The organism is Pseudobutyrivibrio sp. LB2011, from assembly GCF_000701765.1.
GTDB classification, from domain to species: domain Bacteria; phylum Bacillota; class Clostridia; order Lachnospirales; family Lachnospiraceae; genus Pseudobutyrivibrio; species Pseudobutyrivibrio ruminis.
Genome location: NZ_JNJS01000007.1, coordinates 123446 through 146339 on the forward strand (window position 1 = coordinate 123446; position 22894 = coordinate 146339).

A 22894-nucleotide genomic window follows, 5' to 3' on the forward strand; every position below is an offset into this window, starting at 1 on the left:
CGTGTATATTATTGGGCAGTGACTTATGTCACTGTCTTTTATTTTTTCGAATTTTTTTATCCCATTTTTTGTTGACATTTATAAACAGGTTCACTATTATTATATTAAAGAAACGAACAGTTGTTCCGAACGGAGGTTTTATAAAATGGCAAACGAAGATAAGCTTAAAGCATTAGATGCTGCGATTTCGCAGATAGAAAAGCAATACGGAAAGGGCTCAGTTATGAAGCTGGGTGAGGGAGCTAACATCCAGGTAGAAACAGTTCCTACTGGCTCAGTCAGCCTTGATATTGCACTTGGACAGGGTGGTTTCCCTAAGGGACGTATCATCGAAATCTACGGTCCAGAATCATCTGGTAAGACTACACTTGCACTTCACGCAGTTGCTGAGGTTCAGAAGCAGGGTGGTATCGCAGGCTTCATCGATGCAGAGCATGCTCTCGATCCTAAATACGCAAAAGCAATCGGTGTAAACATCGATGATTTATATATTTCTCAGCCTGATAACGGTGAGCAGGCACTTGAAATCACAGAGACTATGGTTCGTTCAGGAGCTATGGACATTATCGTTGTGGATTCAGTTGCAGCCCTTGTACCAAAGGCAGAAATCGACGGAGATATGGGTGATTCTCACGTAGGTCTTCACGCACGTCTTATGTCACAGGCTATGAGAAAGCTCACAGGTATTGTTGCAAAGACAAACTGTGTAGTTATCTTTATCAACCAGCTTCGTGAAAAGGTTGGTGTTATGTTCGGTAACCCAGAGACTACTACTGGTGGTCGTGCTCTTAAGTTCTATGCATCAGTTCGTATTGATGTACGTCGTATCGAAGCATTAAAGCAGAACGGCGAGGTAATCGGAAACAGAACACGTGCCAAAATCGTTAAGAACAAGGTAGCACCTCCATTCCGTGAGGCAGAGTTCGATATCATGTTTGGTGAGGGAATCTCTCGCGAGGGTGATATCCTTGATGTTGGTACAAACCTTGACATCATCCAGAAGTCTGGTGCTTGGTATGCATACCTTGGCGAGAAGATTGGTCAGGGCCGTGAGAATGCCAAGATGTACTTAAAGCAGAATCCAGAGGTTCGCGAGGAGATTGCAGAGGCAATTCGCGAGCACTATGCAGAAACTGACGAGAGCGAAGTTGGTCTTGTTGGTGGTGAAAAAGAATCTGATATTCCTACAGAGGTTATTGAATAATCATGGAAGTTTTATCTCTTGTTAAATTAACAAAGGGAAGAGCAAAAATCTGTCTCGCTGGCGGGGCAGATTTTGTTCTATATAAAAAAGAATACGAAAGCTACGGTATCGAAGAAGGGGCGGATTTACCGGAGGATAAATACCAGGAAATCATTACCGAAATCATTATTCCTCGTTGCAAGAAGCGTGCCCTTCACCTGCTGGAAAAGCAGGACCGTTCCGAGAAAAATCTTAGGGATAAGCTTCGTGAAGGTGGATACTCTTCGGATGTAATTGATATCGCTATCGACTACATCAACGAATACGGCTATCTGGACGACGCTAGGATGGCAGCCAGCCACATCCGTTTCTATCAGGATTCCCGCAGCAAGCAAAGGCTCAAGCAGGACTTAATTGGCAAGGGCATATCTAGCGATGTTATCGACAGAGTTTTGGAAGAGGAGTACACCGGGGATGAGTCAGCCCTTATAGAACGTCTCCTTGAGAAAAAGCATTACGATAAGGAAAATGCCACCTACGAAGACAGAGCCAAAATCTATCGCTTTTTAATGGGCAGAGGTTTCTCATCAGATGCTATCAACAGGGTACTAAAATAGTCCCTAGGCTCCACTATATATGGTATACACATGCTTGACATAGACCATTTATACAGTTAAACTAAATGTGTTGATGTTTATAAATGAGGGCATTATAGCTTTTATTTTATATTCCAATTAGAAAATTAAATAAGGAGGTGCTCCTGTGAACGCAGTAACGATGATTATTGTTGCACTTGTCGTTGCCGTTGTTGCAGTTGTTATCACTCTTGCTGTTTCAAACAAGATTCATGAGACACAGGGCAGAAACAAGATTGGTTCTGCAGAGGAGAAGGCTCGTGAAATCATTGATGAGGCAGTTAAGAATGCGGAGGCTAAAAAGAGAGAGGCTATGCTCGAGGCAAAGGAAGATGCCATGAGACAGAAGAACGATCTCGACAAAGAAATCCGTGAGCGCCGAGCAGAAATTCAGAGAAGTGAGCACAGATTATCTCAGAAAGAAGATAACCTTGATAAAAAGCTCGATGCAGTTGAAAAACGTGAGGCTGAATTCGCTCGTCAGGAACAACAGCTTAACAAGCAGCGTGAGGAAGTTGCAAAGCTTAATCAGCAGCGTGTGCAGGAACTAGAGAGAATCTCAGGACTTACCTCCGAACAAGCAAAAGAACAACTTTTAAAATCTGTAGAAGAAGATGTCAAATTAGACGCAGCAAAACTTATTAAGGAAAGCTTAGCTCAGGCAAAGGATGAGGCTGATAAAAAGGCACGTGAGATAGTAGTTAGTGCTATTCAGAAGTGCTCAGCAGATCATGTTGCAGAGACTACTATTTCAGTAGTACAGCTTCCTAATGATGAGATGAAGGGAAGAATCATTGGTAGAGAGGGTCGAAACATTCGTACTCTTGAAACTATGACTGGCGTAGAATTAATTATTGATGATACACCAGAAGCAGTTATCTTATCTGCATTTGATCCAGTAAGACGTGAGATTGCACGTATTGCTTTGGAGAAGCTCATTGTAGACGGACGTATTCATCCAGCTAGAATTGAGGAGACAGTAGAAAAGGCTAAGAAAGAAGTAGAACAGCAAATCCGCGAGGAAGGCGATGCAGCTGCACTTGAGGTTGGTGTTCAGGGTATTCACCCAGAGCTTCTTAGACTTCTTGGAAAGATGAAATTTAGAACCAGCTACGGTCAGAATGTATTAAAGCATTCAATTGAGGTTGCTCAGTTATCAGGATTACTTGCTGCAGAGCTTGGTCTTGATGTTAGAGTAGCAAAGCGTGCAGGTTTGTTGCATGATATTGGAAAGGCAGTAGATAGAGAGCAGGAGGGTACTCACGTACAGCTCGGTGCAGATCTTTGCCGCAAGTACAAAGAGTCTCAGACAGTTATCAATGCTGTTGAGGCACATCATGGCGATGTAGAGCCAGAAACTCTTATAGCTTGTATTGTACAGGCAGCTGATACAATTAGTGCAGCTCGTCCAGGTGCAAGACGCGAGGCTATGGAGACATACACAAACAGATTAAAAGAACTTGAAGAAATTTCTAACAGCTTTAAGGGTGTTGAAAAGTCTTTTGCTATTCAAGCAGGTAGAGAGATTCGTATCATGGTGGTTCCTGAACAGGTTACAGATGCCGATATGGTCATCATGGCGAGGGATATTTCAAAGCAGATTGAATCACAGCTCGAATATCCTGGACAGATTAAGGTTAACGTAATTCGTGAATCACGAGTTACAGACTACGCAAAGTAAAAACTTAGCGGGTGGATATCCACCCGCTTTTTTTGAACCCATTTTTAGGAAAAATATTAAATTAGGGGTTGATTTAATCAATATAAAGTATTAGAATACTACCATAATGAAAAGCAACAGGGAGAATATGAATGAGTACTAGACGGCGAGCCACACACAATGTTTGAAAAATATGATTAATATTAGAATATAAGGAGAATGATTATGGAGAAAATTGAAAGAGTAAAGAGAGAGCTAGTACATAAGGGGGCAATCCTGGATATTTACGAGGATACTGTTAGGCTTCCTAATGGAAAGGAAGAAAAGTGGGATTTTGTCAGCCACAGAATGGGGGCAGCTTGCGTATTGGCTGTTCATCCTAGCGGCAAAATCATCATGGTGCGCCAGTACAGAAACGCACTTGATAGATTTACACTTGAGGTGCCAGCTGGAAAGCGTGATTCAGTAGATGAAGATACCAGCATTTGCGCAGCCAGAGAGCTTGAGGAGGAGACAGGATTCAGAGCAGGAAAGCTTGAAAAGCTCTTATCACTTAAATCTACAGTAGCATTCTGCGACGAATTTATTGATGTTTATTTGGCTACAGATTTGAAAGAAATCGGAGAGCAGCATTTGGATGAAGCAGAAGATATTGATATCGAGCTTTATGACTTGGAAGACCTTCTTGTTATGTGCTATTCAGGCAAGCTCCAGGATGCCAAGACTGTTGCAGCTATCATGGCCTACGCAGCAAAAATGAACTAGATATTATCTTTAAGGAAGCACTTTTGCTTCCTTAAGTATTAATATGGGAGAAACTATATGGATGAAAGAGATGAGAATAAAGCTGGAGTTCACCGAGTTTTTATATTATTAGTAGGATTGCTTGGAGTGGGAATTGTTTTATTCGGAGCTTACAATACTGTGCTGACTTATTTATATCTAAAATTGGGGCTTTGGAATAACAATTACTTCGCATTTACGATAGGCATTTATGGCATCATATCTATTATTGGATTGATCACAATATGGTGTGCATTCAAGCTGCGTCATAAGCTACTTCCTGATGAAATTGATATTGAAAGAAATCTGGAAAAATCAGAAAAGATTGCAGACATTAGAGAAGCCAGGGAGAAAAAAGCAGCGGCAAAGCAAGCAGAAATCGATGCTAAGAATCGTGAGAAAAGAGCAATTCTTGCCCAGGAGCGAGCTATTAAGTATCAGGAAAATCTTCGCAAGGAAGCAGAAATCGAAAAGAAGAATGTTGAGCGTGGCAAGAAGCCTGAGTTTACAAATTATGTGGCTCGTCACTACAGCGATAAGATGGAGCTGATTTCTACAAGTAAAATGTATCTTTGGTATTATCTTAGGATTGTCTTAGGATTGGCGCTTATGGTTGGAACAGTGGTGTTTGGAGTTAAATACACTAGCTTTGCTGGCTCAACATACAATGGCATGTTCTACTTTATGCTGTTTTTGATGGTTGTATTCTTTTGGACAGGGCTTCTTATGTTCTTTGGCGCAATAGGAACGCTGGCTCGTCTAAAGACTAGTTACATTGTTAGCTATAAGGACAAGCTTTATGTCTTTAGATTGAAATGGATCAGAATTGAAGAGGCTGCGTCAATTGAAGGCATACTTGCACATTCTGTCTTTGGTAAGCTTATAAATTCATTTGCAGTTTATGCAGCTATAGGCGAATACAGCGATAAGTTTAGACAAGTTATCGATTCAGAAGATATTAATGACAAGGTTATGGGCATGATGGGTGGCTATGAGTTTGATAGCTTGGTAGAGCTGCTACCAATTAACAGCAAAGCAATGCCTGTAAGTGTAAGAAAGCTTTATTATAAAGCATATGTGAAAGCTGTAGGATAGCTTCTTAGGGGAGATGCTTATATAAAAAACTGGCGCATACCTAAGTGGGCAAGCAAATAGGTATACGCCATTTTCATTTCTGAAGTGGGCAAGCAAATCAGAATATGAAAAAATGGTGCCAAAATAGAATCCCCGCTTAGGGACTCTATTCTGACACCATTGTCTGAAAAAATATTACTATATCAGATAATTAAATGCAAGAATAAAATGCCTATACACTTTGTATGGATGACATCTTGAATATAGGTTAAAAAATGGTGAAATAATTTTAAGTATCTACTATAATTGATTAGTATGGCAATAAAGTGTTGCAATTGGGGCACAAATAGACTGTGGAGTTTGTAAAATATGAGAAATAAAACAATAATAGTATCTTTGATAAGCATAATAATGTTAACTTCCTGTGGAAAAACAGAGAGTGTTCATAAAGAGGCAGAAGATAATAATTTTAAAGAGAACGTAGTAACAGAAAATAATCAGCAAGAAGACGTTCAGGAAGAAGTTGTAGAGGATAATGCTACAAAGTCATTTAAGGATTATTTTTATGCAGATGAGGATAATGAGTACACATATAAAGTTATAGAATTCTTAGATGAGGATGTTTCCGAGGTTTCAGTTGAAGTTAAGAAATTAGATGAATATGACAATGGAAATGTATACGCAGTAAATATTGAGTATGTTGACTGTCCAGGCAGATATTATTGGGGAACAAGCGATAGATTTAATATTGGTACTTTTTATGTAACAGAAGAGAGTATCTATGTGTTGTTTGATAGATCAGATACACCAACTGAAGAGGATTTTATTGAAAGTGGAAATATTATCTGTTCACAAGATATGGAGCAAAACGTAGATGGTCAGTTAACAAGAATTACAAATGATGGTGATACATGTACGTGCCTGTTAAGTAATACATTAACCGAAAGCGGATTTTATTCTGAATATGAATGGACAAAGGGAAAAGGTTTGACATATTTCAGGTCAGGATATGGTGCAGAGGGTGAACCGATTGAGATTAAGATGCAAAATGAATAAAAACCAAAAAACAATTTAAATTTATAAAGAGGGAGCAAAATGGAAGATTTACAAAGAATTCAGGAGCTGGAAGACAGAGTCCAGAAGCTTGAAGCTGAAGTGAAGGAGCTGAAGAGTGCTGTAACTGTAAAGCCGCAGCCAACACAGCAGTACTATCAGCCACAGCCGGCCCCACAGCCAGCGCAGCAGTACTATCAGCCTCAGCAGGCAAGGACACAGGTTAGCAAGCAGAGCATGGAGTCATTTATTGGAAAATATGGCATGGCTATTGGTGCATCGCTGCTTATATTCATAGCCATAGTTATGTTTGCTGTTTGGATTATTCCAGTGTTGGGAGATGCTGTAAAAATCGCGGCAATGTTTATTTTCAGCGGAGCCTTTATAGTGGCGGGAGAGCTGAATGCTAAAAAGAAGGGTATAAACAAGTGGAATACGTCTTTGACAGGATGTGGAACAGGTGCTGTTTTTGTTTCGCTGTTTGTGACCTATGGTTATTTTGAAGCAATCAACATCATCGCACTATATGTGCTGCTTGTATTATGGGCGGCAGCGTTGTGTTTCCTAGGCAGAAAGAAGTCATTCGTATTTACCATAATTGGCCAGACAGGAATATTTGTAGCTGCAGTATTTAGTGCTATTCAGATGCACACCTTGGATGAATGCCTGGTAGTGTTAGTGATGCTTGTTCTTGCGGAGGTATCGTTCTTTATAAATGACCTATTGGTAAAGAACTACTGGAGTTCATTCTCCACATGGTGCGGAACGATTATCGCATTTACGTTAGTTACAATCAAATACCTGGCAGGTGTCTATGGATTTGGTGGCAATGAAGTAAATCCAGTGGACATAATAATATTAGTCTTCACACTTGTGGTAATCATGTATTCATCACTGGTGCAGATTTTGTTTTTGGAAAACGAAAAGCATACCATTACCTTTGTAATTCAGACAATCCTAACACTATTCCCAATGGAATTTTTGCTGATTTATTCATTAAATGGATATATTGGAAATCTGGAATCAGAGAGAATAGGAGATTTGCTAATACTTACAATTGCACTTATCGATTTCTTTGTTGTTGAAAGATTTGTTAAGCTTGAAGCTGCAAAGATTGCTGCATACACAGCTGAAATCATTTTTGCATTATTCATCTTCATTGCAAACTTTAATCTCGTAGTTGCGGATCAGGAATACTTAGCAATTGCAGGTGGAATTCTTGCAGTATTGATAGAGATAGGAGCATGTGTATATTCAAGATTCAAGCGCAATTTGGTTGCTAGATTCTACAGCCTAACAATGATTATATTGATTATTGCAGCTGATTTTGATAATTCGATATTTGGACTGATATTGGTTGTTACCATGCTTGCGTTTGCATTAGCAGAGAGAATTACCGAGAAAGAAGAGCATGTCAATGTGGTCTATGATAATGTGTTTTACTTGTGGATTATAGGAATGTTTGCATATACAGTTCATTTAATTAATGAAATCCATAGAATTTCTGGATCATTTGAATTGTTCTGTATTATCATGGCAGCGTTGCAGATATTTGCTTACAAAAAGAAATTTGCAGCTATTAAAGTGTCATATGAAAAGACTTGCAATATCATGTTCTATATTGTTAATGTCTTCCTGGTTTTATTATATACAACCGAAATGATGATATTTACAAAATCGTCATTTGCAATTCTTTACGGACTATTGATTGCTGCGCTCATATCAATCAATGTAAAGAATTTGCTGGAAAATTATTCATGGGCAGGAGCATATGTTGCAGCTAAGTACACCTATGTATGCCTGATGTTTTTGCTCGCATATGAATCATATGGCATCATGCTAAGCGTGGCATTCCTTGTGATAGCGCTGGCATCGATTATCCTGGGATTCAGGATGAAGTACAAGTCCATGAGACTGTACGGTCTGGTGCTTTCAATTGCAAGCATTGTGAAGCTTGTGTTGATTGATGTGAACTATGAGGATTTGCTGCTTAGAGCAGTGGGATTTTTGATTTGCGGATTCCTTTGCTTCGGAATCAGTTATATATACAACAGACTGGATAAACAAGAGATTCAATAAAGAAAATCTCAAGTCGGAGATAATCTGACTTGAGATTTTTTATTTTAGTTGCGTTCTGCAATTGTATAAAGAAGATGACGAGTGTCTTCCCAACCAAGGCATGGGTCTGTGATGGACTGGCCGTATGTCTGGTGGTCGGAGATAGGCTGGCATCCTTCGATAAGGTAGCTTTCTATCATGACACCCTTAACAAGATTCTTGATATCTTCTGAATGATTTCGATTGTGCATTACTTCCTTCACGATACGAATCTGCTCTTTGTACTGCTTGTTTGAGTTTGAGTGGTTGGCATCGATGATGCAAGCAGGATTAACAAGATCCATTTTCTCGTACATGTTATGAAGTCTGATTAGGTCTTCGTAGTGGTAGTTCTGCACGCTGTTGCCGTGCTTTGATACGGCACCGCGAAGGATTGTGTGAGCCAGTGGATTTCCTGTGGTGGTCACTTCGTATCCTGAGAATGTGAAGTGATGTGGATGCTGGGCCGCATATACGGAATTAAGCATTACAGAGAAATCGCCAGATGTAGGATTCTTCATACCTGATGCTACGTCGAAGCCTGAAACAGTGAGACGATGATGCTGGTCCTCAACTGAGCGGGCGCCGATTGCTACGTAGGAAAGAAGATCATCAACGTATCCCCAGTTTTCAGGGTAGAGCATCTCATCAGCTGGAGTAAGCTCTGATTCTGTCATGGCACGGATGTGCATCTTTCTCATGGCGATAAGGCCGGCCACCATATCAGGAGCTTCGTTTGGATCTGGCTGGGAAGCGATTCCCTTGTAGCCACTGCCGGTGGTACGTGGCTTGTTGGTGTAGATTCTAGGAACTACCAAAACTCTGTCTTTTATATCTTCGGCAACTCGTGCAAGTTTTTCGATGTATTCGCAAACTGCATCCTCGTTATCAGCAGAGCATGGACCAATTATGCAAAGAAAACGGTCGTCTTTTCCAGTGATGATGTCGGCCACTTCTTTGTCACGCTGCTTCTTGATTTCCTGAACCTTTGGTGGAACAGGAAGCATCTCCTTGATTTCCTCTGGAGTAGGCATTTTCTTAAGATAATTGAAACTCATTATATTCCCTCACTTCTATTGATTTTAGTCGAAACATGTCTCTTTAATTAAGTCGATTGGCATATCCTTGCCAGTCCAAAGCTTAAAGGCAGCAGCCCCTTGATATAGAAGCATGTATTTGCCGTTCATTGTCTTGCAGCCGCAGGCTTTTGCATCCTTTAAAAGTCTGGTTTCAGCAGGATGATAAATAACATCGCAAACTGTAAGGCCAGGATGTAAAAATTCCTTTGGAACAAGGGAACGGTCGTCATCGCCCATACCAACATTTGTACTATTAATAAGGATATCACTTTCTTGAAGAGAAAAATTCAGAATATCCATGTCTTCCATGTCGTAAACAAAAAGATCGCAGTTGGTAGATTTTGTAAGTCGGTCAGCAAAATCTACAACCTTCTGGAAGGATCCGTTCTTTCTTTTGAAGATATTAATTTTTTCAACGCCTTCAATGGCAGCCTGTGTGATGATTGAAGATGCGGCGCCACCAGCACCGAGAATAGTGATAGTAGTACCAGCGTATTTGATGCCGCAGTCCTTCATAGATTGAAGAAATCCTATGCCGTCTGTAGTGTAGCCCACCAATTTGCCATCCTGACAAACGCAGGTGTTTACTGATTGAGCAAGCTCGGCTGCTTCATCGATTTCATCCAGAAGTGGGATGATAGCGGTTTTTAAAGGCATTGTCAGATTGAAATTACAGCAGTTTATTTTTTTCAAACCCTCAACAGCTGTAGGCAAATCTTCCTTACTTACATCAAAGGCCATATATGAAAAATCAAGCCCTAAAGCATCAAAGGCTGTATTATGCATCGCCGGTGAGATGCTGTGTGAAACTGGACTGCCGAGTAAACAAATTAAATTAGTTGAACCTGTAGGATTCATATACAGTTACCTCCTTGTGTAAGATTTTTCATATACTTTATCACTTTTATCAACTAAAGTACATAAATTTTTGACGAAAGGTGTATTTAGTTTGTAAGTTGTGTTAAAATAAATCGGCAAGTAAATACGTAGGCGTAGCGTAGCTGGATAACGCATCGGACTCCGACTCCGAAGACCGCCGGTTCGAATCCGGCCGTCTACAGTTGTTCGGCAAACTATTTGCAGCATGGAGGGCACATGAACTTACAAGATTTAAAAACAAAACTTAAAAATATAATCGAGATTTCAAAGGATTTTATCATTAATTATAAAAGATACTTTTTAGCAGGTGGAATTTTCATCGTGATGGCGCTGGTTCTTTTCCTTGGAACAAGCAGCAGCGGTGGCGATAGCAAATCCACATCAGGAGTTTACAAGAGCTTCAAAAAGAATAACAATTCAGAGCTGACCACTCTTATCAATAATTACTACACAGCATACGCAGAGGGCGATACAGACACACTTGCCACTCTTGCAACACCTGTTAGTGATCAGGAAATCAGCTACATTGCTTTCTATAGCCAGTACATCGAGAGCTTCAACGATGTTCAGATTTACACAAAGCCAGGCCTCACAGATAATTCTTATCTTGTAACTACAGAGGTTGAGCTTAAGTACAACGATATCGATACAGCAGCTCCTGGTCTTGATTTCTTCTATGTTGAGACAAACGAAGATGGAAATCTTTACATCAACAACATTTACGGTTCATTCAACCAGAACAACAACATCTACGAGATGGATACAGAAATCTCTGATCTTATCGCAGTTTACATTCGTCAGCAGGATTTGCTTGATTTAAAGGCAGAGGTTGACGAGGCATACGAGTCAGCACTTGAAAGTGATGCAAACCTTTCAGCACTTATGTCAGACACATTGCCAGCAGCTATCATCCAGTGGAACACAGATTACACTGCTCAGGTAGAGGCAGCAGCTGAGGAAGCTGCAAAGGCTGAGGAAGAAGCGGCAGCAGCTGCAGAGGCTGAGGCACAGGCAGCAGCAGATGCCGAGGAGGAAGCAAACTCTTACACAGGCACTACAAATGCAAAGGCAAATGTTCGCTCAGCAGCAGATGCTAGCAGCGACAAGCTTGGTTCTCTTGAAAGTGGTACTGAAATCACTATCTACGGTGAAGAGGGAGACTTCTACAAGTTTGATTACAACGGAACAAAGGCATACATTACAAAGGATGCAGTTAATGTTGGTGATTCTACAGAGGAAGAATCTACAGAAGACACAGAAGAGGAAGAGACAACTACAACAGCTGCAGCACTTACAGCTGGTGATAAGATTACACTTACATCTACAGTAAATATTCGTTCAGCTATGGATTCATCTGCATCAAAGGTTGCAGTTGCATATGCAGGCGAAGAGGTAGAGGTAGTTATGAGCTATGCCGAGGGCTGGACAAAGGTTAAGTACGGCAAGAAGGAAGGCTACATCAGAACAGACCTTTTACAAGAGTAATTTAGATTAACGATTAATGATTAATTTTAATGGAGACCAAGTTTTATTGGTCTCCATTGTATTATGGAGGCATACTTGGAAGAGAGTATTAGATTAAATAAATATTTAAGCGATGCCGGAGTTTGTAGCAGGCGAGCGGCAGACAAGGCTATAGAGGAGGGCCGAGTTCTGGTAAATGGCAAGCCAGCAGAAATGGGCATGCGAATAAGCTCAGCGGATGAGGTTCTTTTCGATGGCAAGCCTGTTTCAAACGCAGATAAAAAGCCGGTGCTTATCGCATACAACAAGCCAGTTGGGATTGTTTGCACGGCGGAGAAGCGTGAAAAGAACAACATAATCGACCATATCAATTATCCAGAGCGTATTTATCCTATTGGCCGCTTGGACAAGGATAGCAATGGCCTGATTCTTCTTACAAATCAGGGGGATTTGGTTAACAAAATTATGCGTGCTGCAAATGCTCATGAAAAGGAATACATTGTCACTGTTGATAAGGATATTGATAGTGATTTTATAAAGAAAATGTCATCTGGCGTATATTTGGATGAGCTGGAAGTGACCACCAGAAAGTGTCAGGTTGAAAAGCTTTCCCAAAGGACATTTAAAATCATTCTGACTCAGGGGCTGAATCGACAGATTCGTCGCATGTGTCAGATGCTTGGCTACAGGGTTCGCAGCCTGAAGCGAGTGCGCATTATGAATATTGAGCTAAATGACCTGCAGGAGGACACCTACAGGGATGTTACGGAAGCAGAGCTAGCCACTCTCAACAAAATGCTTGAGGGCTCAAGAAACTAGGTAAAAGGGGTAGAATAATGGAATTAAATGAATACAAGAAGCTAATCGACGAAATCGATTATCACATGGATAGATACTACAATCAAAACGAGCCGGAAATCAGCGACTATGAGTACGATCAGCTGATGCAAAAGCTAAAGGCTGCAGAGGCAGAGCATCCGGAATGGGTGACACCTGATTCACCTTCTCAGAAGATTGGTGGCGTTGCCATGCGTGAGGCAGGCGTAAAGGTTACTCACGATGTGCCAATGCTTTCTATTGAGGATGTGTTTGACAAGGCTGATGTAACTGCCTGGATTGCAAAGGTAAAGGCGGTTCATCCTGATGCTATGTTTAGCGTAGAGGCCAAAATCGACGGCCTTAGCATGACACTCCGCTATGAAAAGGATTCAAAGGGCAAGCTAAAGCTCAAGATGGGAGAGACTCGTGGTGATGGACTTATCGGCGAGGATGTTACCGCAAATGCGTTAGTTATCCCAGATGTAAATCAGTACCTTGATTTGCCATACGACAGCCTCCAGCTTCGCGGCGAGGTGTATATGTCACATGAGGATTTCGACAGATACAATGAGACTCAGGAGCTTAACGGCGGCAAGCTTGCAGCCAACCCACGTAACCTGGCTGCCGGTACACTTCGTCAGCTGGATGCCAACATCACAAAAGAACGTGGATTAAAGATGTTTGTATTTAACGTACAGCAGGGTCCAGAGGAGCTTACAAAGAGTCACTGCGACGGCATGGATTTGCTTGAAAAGGCTGGGGTTGCCACTGTATTCCACAAGAAGTGCGAAACAGCTGAGGAGGTTCTTGCAGTTATCGATGAAATCGGGGATTTAAGAGGACAGTTCCCATTCGATATTGATGGCGCAGTTGTAAAGATTGATCAGGTTTCATACCGCAACGATTTCTCTACCAGCGCTAAATACACTAACGGCCATATCGCCTACAAGTACCCACCAGAGGAAAAGGAGACAAAGCTTCTTGAAGTGGAGCTTTCTGTTGGTAGAACAGGCCGTGTTAACCCTACAGCTATTTTTGAGCCAATTCGTTTATGCGGTACCACAGTTAGCCGTGCTACACTTCACAATCAGGATTTCATCGATGATTTGGATATTGGTATCGGAGATACGATAGTAGTTTATAAATCTGGTGAAATCATTCCAAAGATTAAAGAGGTGGTTCACGCAAAGCGTCCAGAAGGTACAGTCACATACAAGATTCCTAATGTGTGCCCTGTATGCGGTGGCCCAGTTTCCAGGGATGCGGACACAGCAGATATGAAGTGCCTGAACCCAAGCTGTCCAGCACAGTTGGTTCGCCACATCATCAATTTCGTATCAAGGGATGCTATGGATATTAAGGGCTTCGGCGAGGTTTATATTGAGGACCTTGTGAGCCAGGAATATATAAAGGATATTGCGGATGTATTTGCTCTCAAGGACAAGAGAGATGAGCTTATTGAAAAGGGAATCATCGGCAAGGAAAAGAACACAGACAAGCTTCTTGGAGCGATTGAGGCTGCAAAGCAAAATGATGCCTACAGATTGTTTACAGGCTTTGGTATTCCTAATGTTGGAAAGGCAGCCGCAAAGGCCCTTCTTTCACAGTTTAAGGACATTGAAAAGATAATGAGCCTTACAGTAGAGGAGCTTATCCAGGTCAACGATATCGGCGAAATTAGCGCCAATTCCATCTATGATTATCTTCACGACGAGGTGAATATCGATATTATCAATCGTCTGAAGGCAGCCGGTGTAAACATGGTTGAAGAGGAAAAGGAAGGTGCAAGTGATAAGTTTGCAGGACTTACATTTGTTATCACCGGTACTTTGCCTACTATGGGCAGAAAAGAAGCTCAGGAGCTTATCGAGCTCAACGGCGGTAAGTGCTCCGGTTCTGTTTCTAAAAAGACTAATTATGTATTGGCAGGCGAGGCTGCAGGCAGCAAGCTTGATAAAGCCAATGCTTTGGGGGTAAATGTTATAAGTGAGGAAGAATTACTTTCCATGTTAAATAGTTAAATGGTAACCATTTTTCTATAAATTAAACACATATGGATATTATAATGTGTGTATGTTTGATTTATCCCGTATTAATGATTTGAAAAAATACCTGGTGCTTCCACTGCTAATAGCATTCGTAACAGTAGTGCTTTTAGTATTTGGAAGCTCTAGATTCACAGTGAATTCAGAATCCAAGATCAGTCCTATCGATGAAGGCTGGTCTGTTTTTCGTGGGGTTGATGTTCAGCGTGATATAAACTTAGGCGATTACTTCATAGGTGATAGTAAACAAGGTGAAACAATAATTACAGTAAATGAAATTACAGTTGAAAACACAGGGGCAACCCTTATGTTTCTCAGCAAGCTCAACACAGTAGATGTGTATTTGGATGATGAACTGATTTATACATACGGCAGAGAGTATTTGAAAACAGGAAGCTTTGTGCCAAAGAAATATAATATTGTGACTCTTAATACAAGACCAGGAGTCCATAAGCTTATTATGGTGTATACCTTTACAGAGAACAATTCTATCAGAAGGTTTATGCCTGTTTTTTACGGACAAAAGAGTGATTTAATAAAAACATTTTACAGTCACCACAGAATATCTATTTTCATTGGTGCCTTTCTTGTAATGTATTCCTGCATTATTTTTGCATTGTGGGTTTATTTGTTGCTCACAAGATATAATGATATTGAAATTCTGGTGGGAGCAATTTTTGCAAATCTGCTAGGAGTATATATATTTGCCAGAAATGACATCTTTTGTTTTATAGGCAATCGAGAGATGTTCTTCTCAATGGTAGAGTATACTTCTTTCTACTTGATTCCATTGGGATTCAGTATGCTAATCTATTCTATTCATAGTAATAATATTCAAAATAAGATACGTGTAATTGCTGCTGTTAATATAATTTTCCCTATTGTTATATGGATTTTGCACGTTTTTAACATTGTACATGTAAACCATTTTTTAAATGCTGTGGGTGTACTTGATATTATCGAAATGTTTATAATTCTGCCATCTCTTATTAAAAACCTGGTAGTTTACAGAAGAGAACATGCAGATAGTGATGTAAGCGTAGGAATGGACGCTGAAATATATCTGTTTATCGGTTTCATAATAATGATGGTAATGTCACTTCTAGAAATTGGAACCAAGCCTAGCGTTAAGGTTAATGAAAGTGTGTATATTTCCCATACAGGACTGTTTACTACTATTAATTTCCTTGAGCTTGGCATGCTGTTTTTCATCATGTGTCATTTTATCTACTACTTCATGAACAGCGTTAATCACATCAGTGCAAATCGCATCAAGGAACAATTGGAAGGTTTGGCCTATACAGATGCTTTGACAGAGCTTAAAAACAGAGCAGCTCTCAGCCAGTTTTTTGGTGAGCTGAGGGGAAATTTTGGAATTGTCAGTATCGATTTGGACCGACTAAAGTACGTAAATGATAATATGGGCCATATGGCTGGTGATAGGATGCTTGTCATATTTGCTCATATTTTGAAAAAGGCATTTGGACCTGCTGATATTATTGCAAGAACAGGTGGAGATGAATTCATCGTAGTTTTTCAGAATTCAAATGAGTTGCTTTGCAAGAAATGCGTTGATGCTATGTCTCAGGAGATGGCCAAGTATAACGAAATGAATGATGAATTCACGCTTTCAGCATCTGTAGGCTTTGCTTTTAATCATGAGGTAAAGGGCGGCAGATATCAGGATGTATTTTATCTTGCAGACCAGCGTATGTATAAGATGAAGGAGGCTCACCATGGGTAAAAAGATTTTATGTCTAAGCATAGCCATGGCAACATTTTTGATGTTGATGATGGTGGGCCATTTTTTCCTGAAGCCTCATAATTACGACAGCGTTGTTGTGTTAGATGAGGGGTGGAGAGTTTACTACAATGACACCGTATATGAAAATGTGGCATTGTCAGATTTAAGAAAAATACTTGGTGACGGGGCTCACAAAGGGGATGTGATTCATATGGTGCATCCTTGCGTTGAAGTGAACAAATTTGTGACACCTACCATTATGTTTGAGTCACGATTTAGCGCGTGGATTTTGTACTGTAGTACAAAAGAAGTACAAAGTGGATTTCTGGATTCATATAAGGCTGGAAAGTTTATAGGATGTGAGAACAATTTCGTCAATCTTCCAAACACAGATAGGCCAGTGGATATTTCCATTTCACTTCTGGTTACTGAGGATGGAGCCTACAACTATTTTGAAGCTCCGGCTTTGGCAGGCTATTATACATTGCTTTTATATAGCATTCATAATAATATGTTTATTTTTTTGTCGGCGGCATTTCTTGTCATATTTGGACTTATGTTTTTTGCTGTAGGTTTGGGATTCAGAAGTGATATGCCTGAGATAAACATGCAGATGTATTCATCACTTGTGTTTATTGCCCTGGGAATATGGCTTTTGACTCAGTTCAGACTTTTAGATTTGTTTGTGGAAACAAATGGTCATCAGACAGAGATAGAATACATTTCTTTGTACATGATTGTACCACTGATGTATTTGGTAATGGGGTCTATGAGAAATTATCTTCATAAGACTTTGTTCCAGTTCTTCCTAACAATCGGAGCAATCATTCCTTTGGTTTTGATAGGATTGCATTTTGCAGGTATTGCTCACATTAATCAGTATCTGTTTATTTATCAGATAGACGCCATGGTTCTGATAGTATTCATGTTTGTAATGATTCTAGTTAAGGATGCAGGCTCAAATCTGATAACACAGCCACAGTATATACAGATTATGGGACAGGCTATGCTGGCCATATCCTTTATCTTTAATATTTTCTTCTATTACATGGAAGTGCTGGGATATTCAAAGCAGATAATGCTTTCGAAAAAGGCTGTGCCTCTTGGGGCAATCAGCATGGTATTTGCAACTCTGGTGAACTACAATATCTTCATTTCAGAGTCAATCGCTAGAAAGAAAGAGTACGAATCTCTGGCGCATTTGGCATATGCAGATGAGCTTACAGGCATTGCAAATAGATCAAAGTATGAGAAGTACATTAAATCTTTATCAGAAAAAGAGGATGATTATTGTATCGTCAGCATTGATTTAAATGGATTGAAGGAAGTAAATGACAATCAGGGACATTTGATGGGAGATAAATATCTTTTTGAATTTGCCGGCGAGCTGGGAAATTGCTTTGGCAAAGAAGGCTTCATTGCCAGAATAGGTGGCGATGAGTTCGTAGTCATTCTTACCGGAGAAAGCATGTCACAGGTGGATTATCTGATAGATAGAATGAAGCATGCACTTGCGACTCTCAACGAAAAGGACCCAATCATCAATCGAAGTGCAGCTATCGGATATGCGTATCGCCATGAATGCGAGGGCAAGGATGCCAATTCGGTATATCTGCTGGCAGATGAAAGAATGTACAAGAATAAACAATTGATGCATGGCGCAAGAAGGTAGGTTGTGTTATTATTAGAAATTATAAATTGAGAAGGATTTTTTAATAATAACAGAGGAGAATAATAGGTATGCCAATCAGAACACAAAACGATCTACCTGCAAAGGCAATACTTGAGCATGAGAATATTTTCGTCATGGACGAAAATCGTTCTACCCACCAGGACATCAGACCTATCAGTATTGGGATTCTTAATCTGATGCCATTAAAAGAAGCCACAGAGCTTCAGTTGTTACGTTCTCTTTCAAACACACCTTTGCAGGTGGATGTGACTTTCCTGACTGTGGGAAGCCACGAAAGCAAGAACACAAGCAAGACTCATCTGAACAACTTCTATGAAAAGATAGAAGATGTTTACGACAGATATTTCGATGGACTTATCATTACAGGGGCGCCACTTGAGCAGATGCCTTTTGAAGAGGTGGAATACTGGGATGAGATGTGCAAAATCTTTGAGTGGACAAAGACACATGTGACTTCCACACTGCATCTGTGCTGGGGATGCCAGGCGGGGCTTTACTACAGATACGGTATCGATAAATACGATTTGGACGAAAAGAAATTTGGCGTGTTCCCACACCGAGTTTTGAACCGCAAGATACCACTTGTACGTGGCTTTGACGATGTTTTCTATGCACCACACAGCCGCCACACAGGCGTGCGCACCGAGGATATCGAAGCTTGCGAGGATTTGGTAGTGTGTGCAAAGGGCGAGGAAGCCGGGGTATTCCTGTGCATGTCTAAGGATGGCAGCAACATCTTCGTGATGGGCCACCCTGAGTACGACCGCTACACACTGGACAGCGAATACAAGCGCGACTTGGGCAAAGGCCTTGAAATCGCCATGCCAGAAAACTACTACCCAGACGACGACCCAGAGCAGAAGCCTCTGCTTCAGTGGCGAAGCCACGGTAATATCTTGTATTCGAACTGGCTCAATTATTACGTTTACCAGAATACACCTTATGAGTGGAATAAGATTAGTGAAAAATAAAGATTGAGTTGATTTAAGTGCTGGTGCCTTTTGGTGTCGGCACTTTTGTTTTATCACAAGAAGCCTGTCAGCCCGCTAACTTTCGTTGGACTGTGATAAATTTTGGCTGATATGACTTAGGATTTATCACAAGTGAACGAAGATAAGGGGCTGCTGAGACTTCTTGTGATAAAAATTAGCCGAAATCCTTAAATTTTTATCACAAACCAACGACAGCATGCGGCTTCCGAGACTTCATGTGATAAAAACTAGTGAAAATCTTCATTTTTTTATCGCAGCAAGTCTGTCCAGCCCGCTATCTTACGTTGGGTTGTGATAATTACTTTGCTGTGAGGATTTGGATTGAGCTTATGAGTGGAATGAGATTTCGGAGAAATAAAGATTGAATTGTGCCGACATTGACGGCACCATTTAGTTATGGAGACTTCTGTCGTAAACGGCAGAAGTTTTTTATTTATTTCGTAAATACGATATTATTGCTGCAAAGGTCTCATCGCAGGCTGCAAATGCTCCATCATTGTTTATTTCGTAAATATTTAATAAAATAAATTCAGGAGGATGGAGAGTAGATAATGATGATATTGAGAGATTTCAAAAAAGAAGATGCTCAGATAATAACTGGGTGGCTCAGATCGGAGGAGGAATTATACAAATGGTCTGCTGACAGATTTAATAAGTATCCGCTTTCAGGCGAAGATATTAATGATAATTATGACTCTCAGCTTGAAATGGGGAGATTCATTCCTCTCACTGCAGTGGATGATAATGAGGATATTATTGGACATTTCATCATAAGGTATCCGAGAGATGACGATGACAGTTCTGTTCGATTTGGTTTTGTAATTGTGAGTCCTGAGTTTCGGGGAAAGGGATACGGAAAAGAGCTGCTAAAGCTTGGAATAGAGTATGTAAAGGAAAATCTGACCGCCACAAGAATTGACCTGGGAGTATTCGAGAATAATGAGAGCGCAAGGCATTGTTATGAAGCGGCAGGGTTTACGGAGTATGCAAGAAGAGAGTGCAAGATGCCAATCGGCATCTGGAATTGTGTGGATATGGAGTTGTTTATAAAAAGGACGTGAGATAGGATGCCAACATATATGGCTATTCCAACATTTATTATTTGTTTTATCACAAGAAGCCTGTCAGCTGGCTAAGTTACGTTGGGATGTGATAAATTTGGGCTGATTTGACTTAGGATTTATCACAAGTGAACGAAGACGAGGGGCTGCTGAGACTTCTTGTGATAAAAATCAGCCGAAATCCTCATGTTTTTATCACAAACCAACGACAGCATGCGGCTTCCGAGACTTCATGTGATAAAATCTAGTGAAAATCTTCATTTTTTTATCGCAGTAAGTCTGTCAGCCCGCTAACTTTCATTGTTGTGTGATAATTACTTTGCTGTGGGGATTTGGATTGAGCATATGAGTGGAATAAGATTAGTGAGAAATAAAGATTGAATTGTGCCGTCACTGACGGCACAATTTAGTTATGGAGACTTCTGATGGAGACGGCAGAAGTCTCTTTCTATTTCAGCCAGAATTCTGTATATACAGTGTTTATGGGAATAAGTGAAAAAAACACTGTAATAGGAAATGTCTACATACAGTTATTTTTAATGATGATGTGATAATAACTGTATAAATATATTAGATAACTTTTGTTTTAGCAATATTGGATGGATTTTTTAGCTTCTAATAACTGATAGTACAGTGATTATTATAATTATAGAGGAAAAAACTGTATGAGGCCAAATTTGAAAATATTTTTGTACAGTGATAATGGCATTAAGGTCAAAATAAACTGTAGAAGGTGCGATGAGTTTTTTATTTTACCCAATTAAGTGTATAATGCATTTATAAATTTTTTTAATAGGAGGACATACTATGATTAAGATATATGGAATGCACACATGCCCTTACTGTGACTTTTTGCAGCCACAGATTCAGGGAAAGGAAGATCAGTATAAATATATAGATATAGGTCAGCATGTTCAAAATATGCATGAGTTTATGGATATGAGAGATAACAGACCTGAGTTTGACCATTCAAAGGAAATTGGAGATATAGGAATTCCATGTTTTGTATTTGAGGATGGAAGAATCAGCCTTGATCCAGCAGATGCCGGACTTGTTGAATACGATGGTACATCTTCTTGTTCTATCGAGGATCATAAAGCAGGCAAAAAGGGCTGCTAGTTAACTTGTAGGGGTTGATTTTGTAACGTTGCAAACTGAAATCTGAGGTTTTATAATTTAATAAGGTGATTGTTGAAGGATTCAACAATTGAGTTGCCACGGAAGGCTTGAGGTAAATCCAGAAAGGCAATACTATGGCAATTAATCTTCAAAGTTATCTAGACAGAATTTCATCGCTTGGAATGGTTCAACTTCCAACGCAATCAGATGTAACCCAAAATCTTAATACTGACACAAGTGTATCTGATAAAGATTTCTACATCCCTAGTGTAAATAATGCTGAGGCTGTTATTCCTAGTTCAAATTATGGATCAGATGGAAGGATGGTAGATCTAAGCCAGGCTTTTAGAGCAAATGCGGATAGTATCCAAATGACTATGGATAGGTTAGGCTTGTCCTTGGAAGATTTATCTGATGAAGAAAATATGAGCACTCTTGCTACAGCTATGAATGATGGTGCTGTTGCGCTTGGTGTTCCTACTGTGGAAAATATGAGTGATGTTGTGGCAAATCTGGTTCAGAAAGCTAGAGGGGTAAGCGAAATATCTGCTACCGAAACAGCGGCAGTTGAAGAGAATCAAGGAGCCAATGCAGAAGGCGGAGCTTCTGGTTCATCTGGTTCTTCTAATTCGGAGGATGAAACTACTGTGGAAGTTGTAGTGATTAATGGTATCAGGTATTTGGAGACAACCAGGGTTGAAAATGGTGTTGAGATAAAAACAAGAAAAGTGCTTGATGTTGGTGAAGTTTGATAGCATAATGAATTATTATATTGATATTTGAGGTGGTAAATTTCGTTGCAACCACGCACCCTTTGGGTCAAAAGAGATGCTATAGAGGCGACGGTAGCCAAATATCTTTTTAAAGAAAAGGACTCTGAGAGTCCTTTTCTTTTTTTAGCAGTAATCTGTTATATTGTTATATAGAAGAATGGTAATTTTAAGGAGAGGATAATTATGTTTGAAAAATTAGATGAGTTTATTGATGAAAACTCAGATGAAATGCTTGTTACAGGCGGCTGGGGAGATGATAAGATTGCAGAATTAGAAAACTCGCTAGAGCTGAGTTTTAGAGAAGAATTTAAGGAGTTTATCCGTAAATACGGTATGCTGATGGGATACGGTGTCGAGATTGCAGCATGTGGCAAAAGTGGTAACTCTCGTGTTGTAGAGAATACATTACGATTTAGGGAGATGGGGTTGGAAGATAAGTACCTTTTTCTAGATGGCGATGGAGAATTAGGGTTTTGCTTAGACAATGAAACAGGCAAGATTGTTAATTGGGGTTGTGATAACTGTGAAGTTTATCCTGAGGCAGATGATTTAGAGACTTTTATCATGGCACAGCTTGAGGATGGGAAAGAGAATTGGTAAATATTAATAAAGAGGTAGTGATTATGAAAAAAAGAATACAGCGTATAATTCAAGGTTTACTGTGGGTTATCACAATTGTCCCAGCGGCTTATGTAATGAAGCATTGCATAATTGCATTTTTTAATGGAACATATCATGGAT

Annotated in this window: 19 protein-coding genes and 1 tRNA gene; 18 read left to right on the forward strand and 2 right to left on the reverse strand. The window is 40.1% G+C overall.

What is annotated here, in order from left to right:
* Positions 1–145 precede the first annotated feature (145 nt).
* The 7 genes from recA to T375_RS09460 all read left to right on the forward strand — a co-directional run bounded on the left by recA (position 146) and on the right by T375_RS09460 (position 8467).
* The gene (recA, locus tag T375_RS09430; protein ID WP_044937726.1) at positions 146–1204 is read left to right on the forward strand and encodes a recombinase RecA; all 1059 of its coding nucleotides are present in this window, start codon (positions 146–148) and stop codon (positions 1202–1204) included.
* A gap of 2 nt (positions 1205–1206) precedes the next feature.
* A complete protein-coding gene (locus T375_RS09435) occupies positions 1207–1800 on the forward strand; it encodes a regulatory protein RecX (RefSeq protein ID WP_044937727.1) in 594 nt (197 codons plus the stop codon).
* A gap of 160 nt (positions 1801–1960) precedes the next feature.
* A complete protein-coding gene (gene rny, locus T375_RS09440) occupies positions 1961–3499 on the forward strand; it encodes a ribonuclease Y (protein WP_044937730.1) in 1539 nt (512 codons plus the stop codon).
* A gap of 204 nt (positions 3500–3703) precedes the next feature.
* Entirely contained in the window at positions 3704–4243 is a 540-nt protein-coding gene (locus T375_RS09445; protein WP_081822024.1) for an NUDIX hydrolase, read from the forward strand.
* Positions 4244–4300: 57 nt separating this feature from the next.
* Entirely contained in the window at positions 4301–5356 is a 1056-nt protein-coding gene (locus T375_RS09450) for a cell envelope integrity TolA family protein (RefSeq protein WP_044937733.1), read from the forward strand.
* A gap of 348 nt (positions 5357–5704) precedes the next feature.
* The gene (locus T375_RS09455) at positions 5705–6391 is read left to right on the forward strand and encodes a hypothetical protein (protein WP_044937735.1); all 687 of its coding nucleotides are present in this window, start codon (positions 5705–5707) and stop codon (positions 6389–6391) included.
* Between the two features lie 39 nt (positions 6392–6430).
* Positions 6431–8467: a bZIP transcription factor gene (locus T375_RS09460; protein WP_044937737.1), complete on the forward strand. Its 2037-nt coding sequence runs from the start codon at positions 6431–6433 to the stop codon at positions 8465–8467.
* Positions 8468–8511: 44 nt separating this feature from the next.
* On the opposite strand, the gene T375_RS09465 is transcribed toward T375_RS09460, so the two are convergent.
* Complete coding sequence (locus tag T375_RS09465; RefSeq protein ID WP_044937738.1) at positions 8512–9543, reverse strand: 3-deoxy-7-phosphoheptulonate synthase; 1032 nt, start codon at positions 9541–9543, stop codon at positions 8512–8514.
* Between the two features lie 24 nt (positions 9544–9567).
* Complete coding sequence (locus T375_RS09470; protein WP_044937741.1) at positions 9568–10422, reverse strand: shikimate dehydrogenase; 855 nt, start codon at positions 10420–10422, stop codon at positions 9568–9570.
* A 128-nt stretch (positions 10423–10550) separates the two neighbouring features.
* Between T375_RS09470 and T375_RS09475 the strand changes: the two genes are divergently transcribed.
* The 11 genes from T375_RS09475 (at position 10551) to T375_RS09525 (ending at position 22753) form a co-directional block, all read left to right on the forward strand.
* A tRNA-Arg gene (locus tag T375_RS09475) sits at positions 10551–10624 on the forward strand.
* A gap of 35 nt (positions 10625–10659) precedes the next feature.
* On the forward strand, positions 10660–11928 hold the full coding sequence (locus tag T375_RS09480) for an SH3 domain-containing protein (RefSeq protein WP_044937744.1): 1269 nt from the start codon (positions 10660–10662) through the stop codon (positions 11926–11928).
* A 75-nt stretch (positions 11929–12003) separates the two neighbouring features.
* Positions 12004–12726, forward strand: coding sequence for a pseudouridine synthase (locus T375_RS09485; protein ID WP_330371748.1), 723 nt, complete (start codon positions 12004–12006; stop codon positions 12724–12726).
* A gap of 17 nt (positions 12727–12743) precedes the next feature.
* Positions 12744–14747: an NAD-dependent DNA ligase LigA gene (gene ligA, locus T375_RS09490; RefSeq protein WP_044937747.1), complete on the forward strand. Its 2004-nt coding sequence runs from the start codon at positions 12744–12746 to the stop codon at positions 14745–14747.
* A 52-nt stretch (positions 14748–14799) separates the two neighbouring features.
* Positions 14800–16515, forward strand: a complete 1716-nt coding sequence (locus T375_RS09495) for a GGDEF domain-containing protein (RefSeq protein ID WP_044937748.1) — start codon at positions 14800–14802, stop codon at positions 16513–16515.
* Entirely contained in the window at positions 16508–18187 is a 1680-nt protein-coding gene (locus T375_RS09500) for a GGDEF domain-containing protein (protein ID WP_044937750.1), read from the forward strand. Before T375_RS09495 ends, T375_RS09500 begins: the two co-directional genes overlap by 8 nt.
* Before the next feature lie 68 nt (positions 18188–18255).
* The gene (metA, locus tag T375_RS09505) at positions 18256–19179 is read left to right on the forward strand and encodes a homoserine O-acetyltransferase MetA (RefSeq protein WP_044937751.1); all 924 of its coding nucleotides are present in this window, start codon (positions 18256–18258) and stop codon (positions 19177–19179) included.
* A gap of 572 nt (positions 19180–19751) precedes the next feature.
* On the forward strand, positions 19752–20261 hold the full coding sequence (locus tag T375_RS09510) for a GNAT family N-acetyltransferase (protein WP_049960383.1): 510 nt from the start codon (positions 19752–19754) through the stop codon (positions 20259–20261).
* An 807-nt stretch (positions 20262–21068) separates the two neighbouring features.
* The gene (locus T375_RS09515) at positions 21069–21380 is read left to right on the forward strand and encodes a glutaredoxin (protein WP_044937752.1); all 312 of its coding nucleotides are present in this window, start codon (positions 21069–21071) and stop codon (positions 21378–21380) included.
* Between the two features lie 134 nt (positions 21381–21514).
* Positions 21515–22132, forward strand: coding sequence for a hypothetical protein (locus tag T375_RS09520; protein ID WP_044937753.1), 618 nt, complete (start codon positions 21515–21517; stop codon positions 22130–22132).
* A gap of 204 nt (positions 22133–22336) precedes the next feature.
* Positions 22337–22753 carry an SMI1/KNR4 family protein gene (locus tag T375_RS09525; protein ID WP_044937754.1) on the forward strand — a complete coding sequence of 139 codons (417 nt, stop codon included), beginning with the start codon at positions 22337–22339 and terminating at the stop codon, positions 22751–22753.
* Positions 22754–22894: the final 141 nt, after the last annotated feature.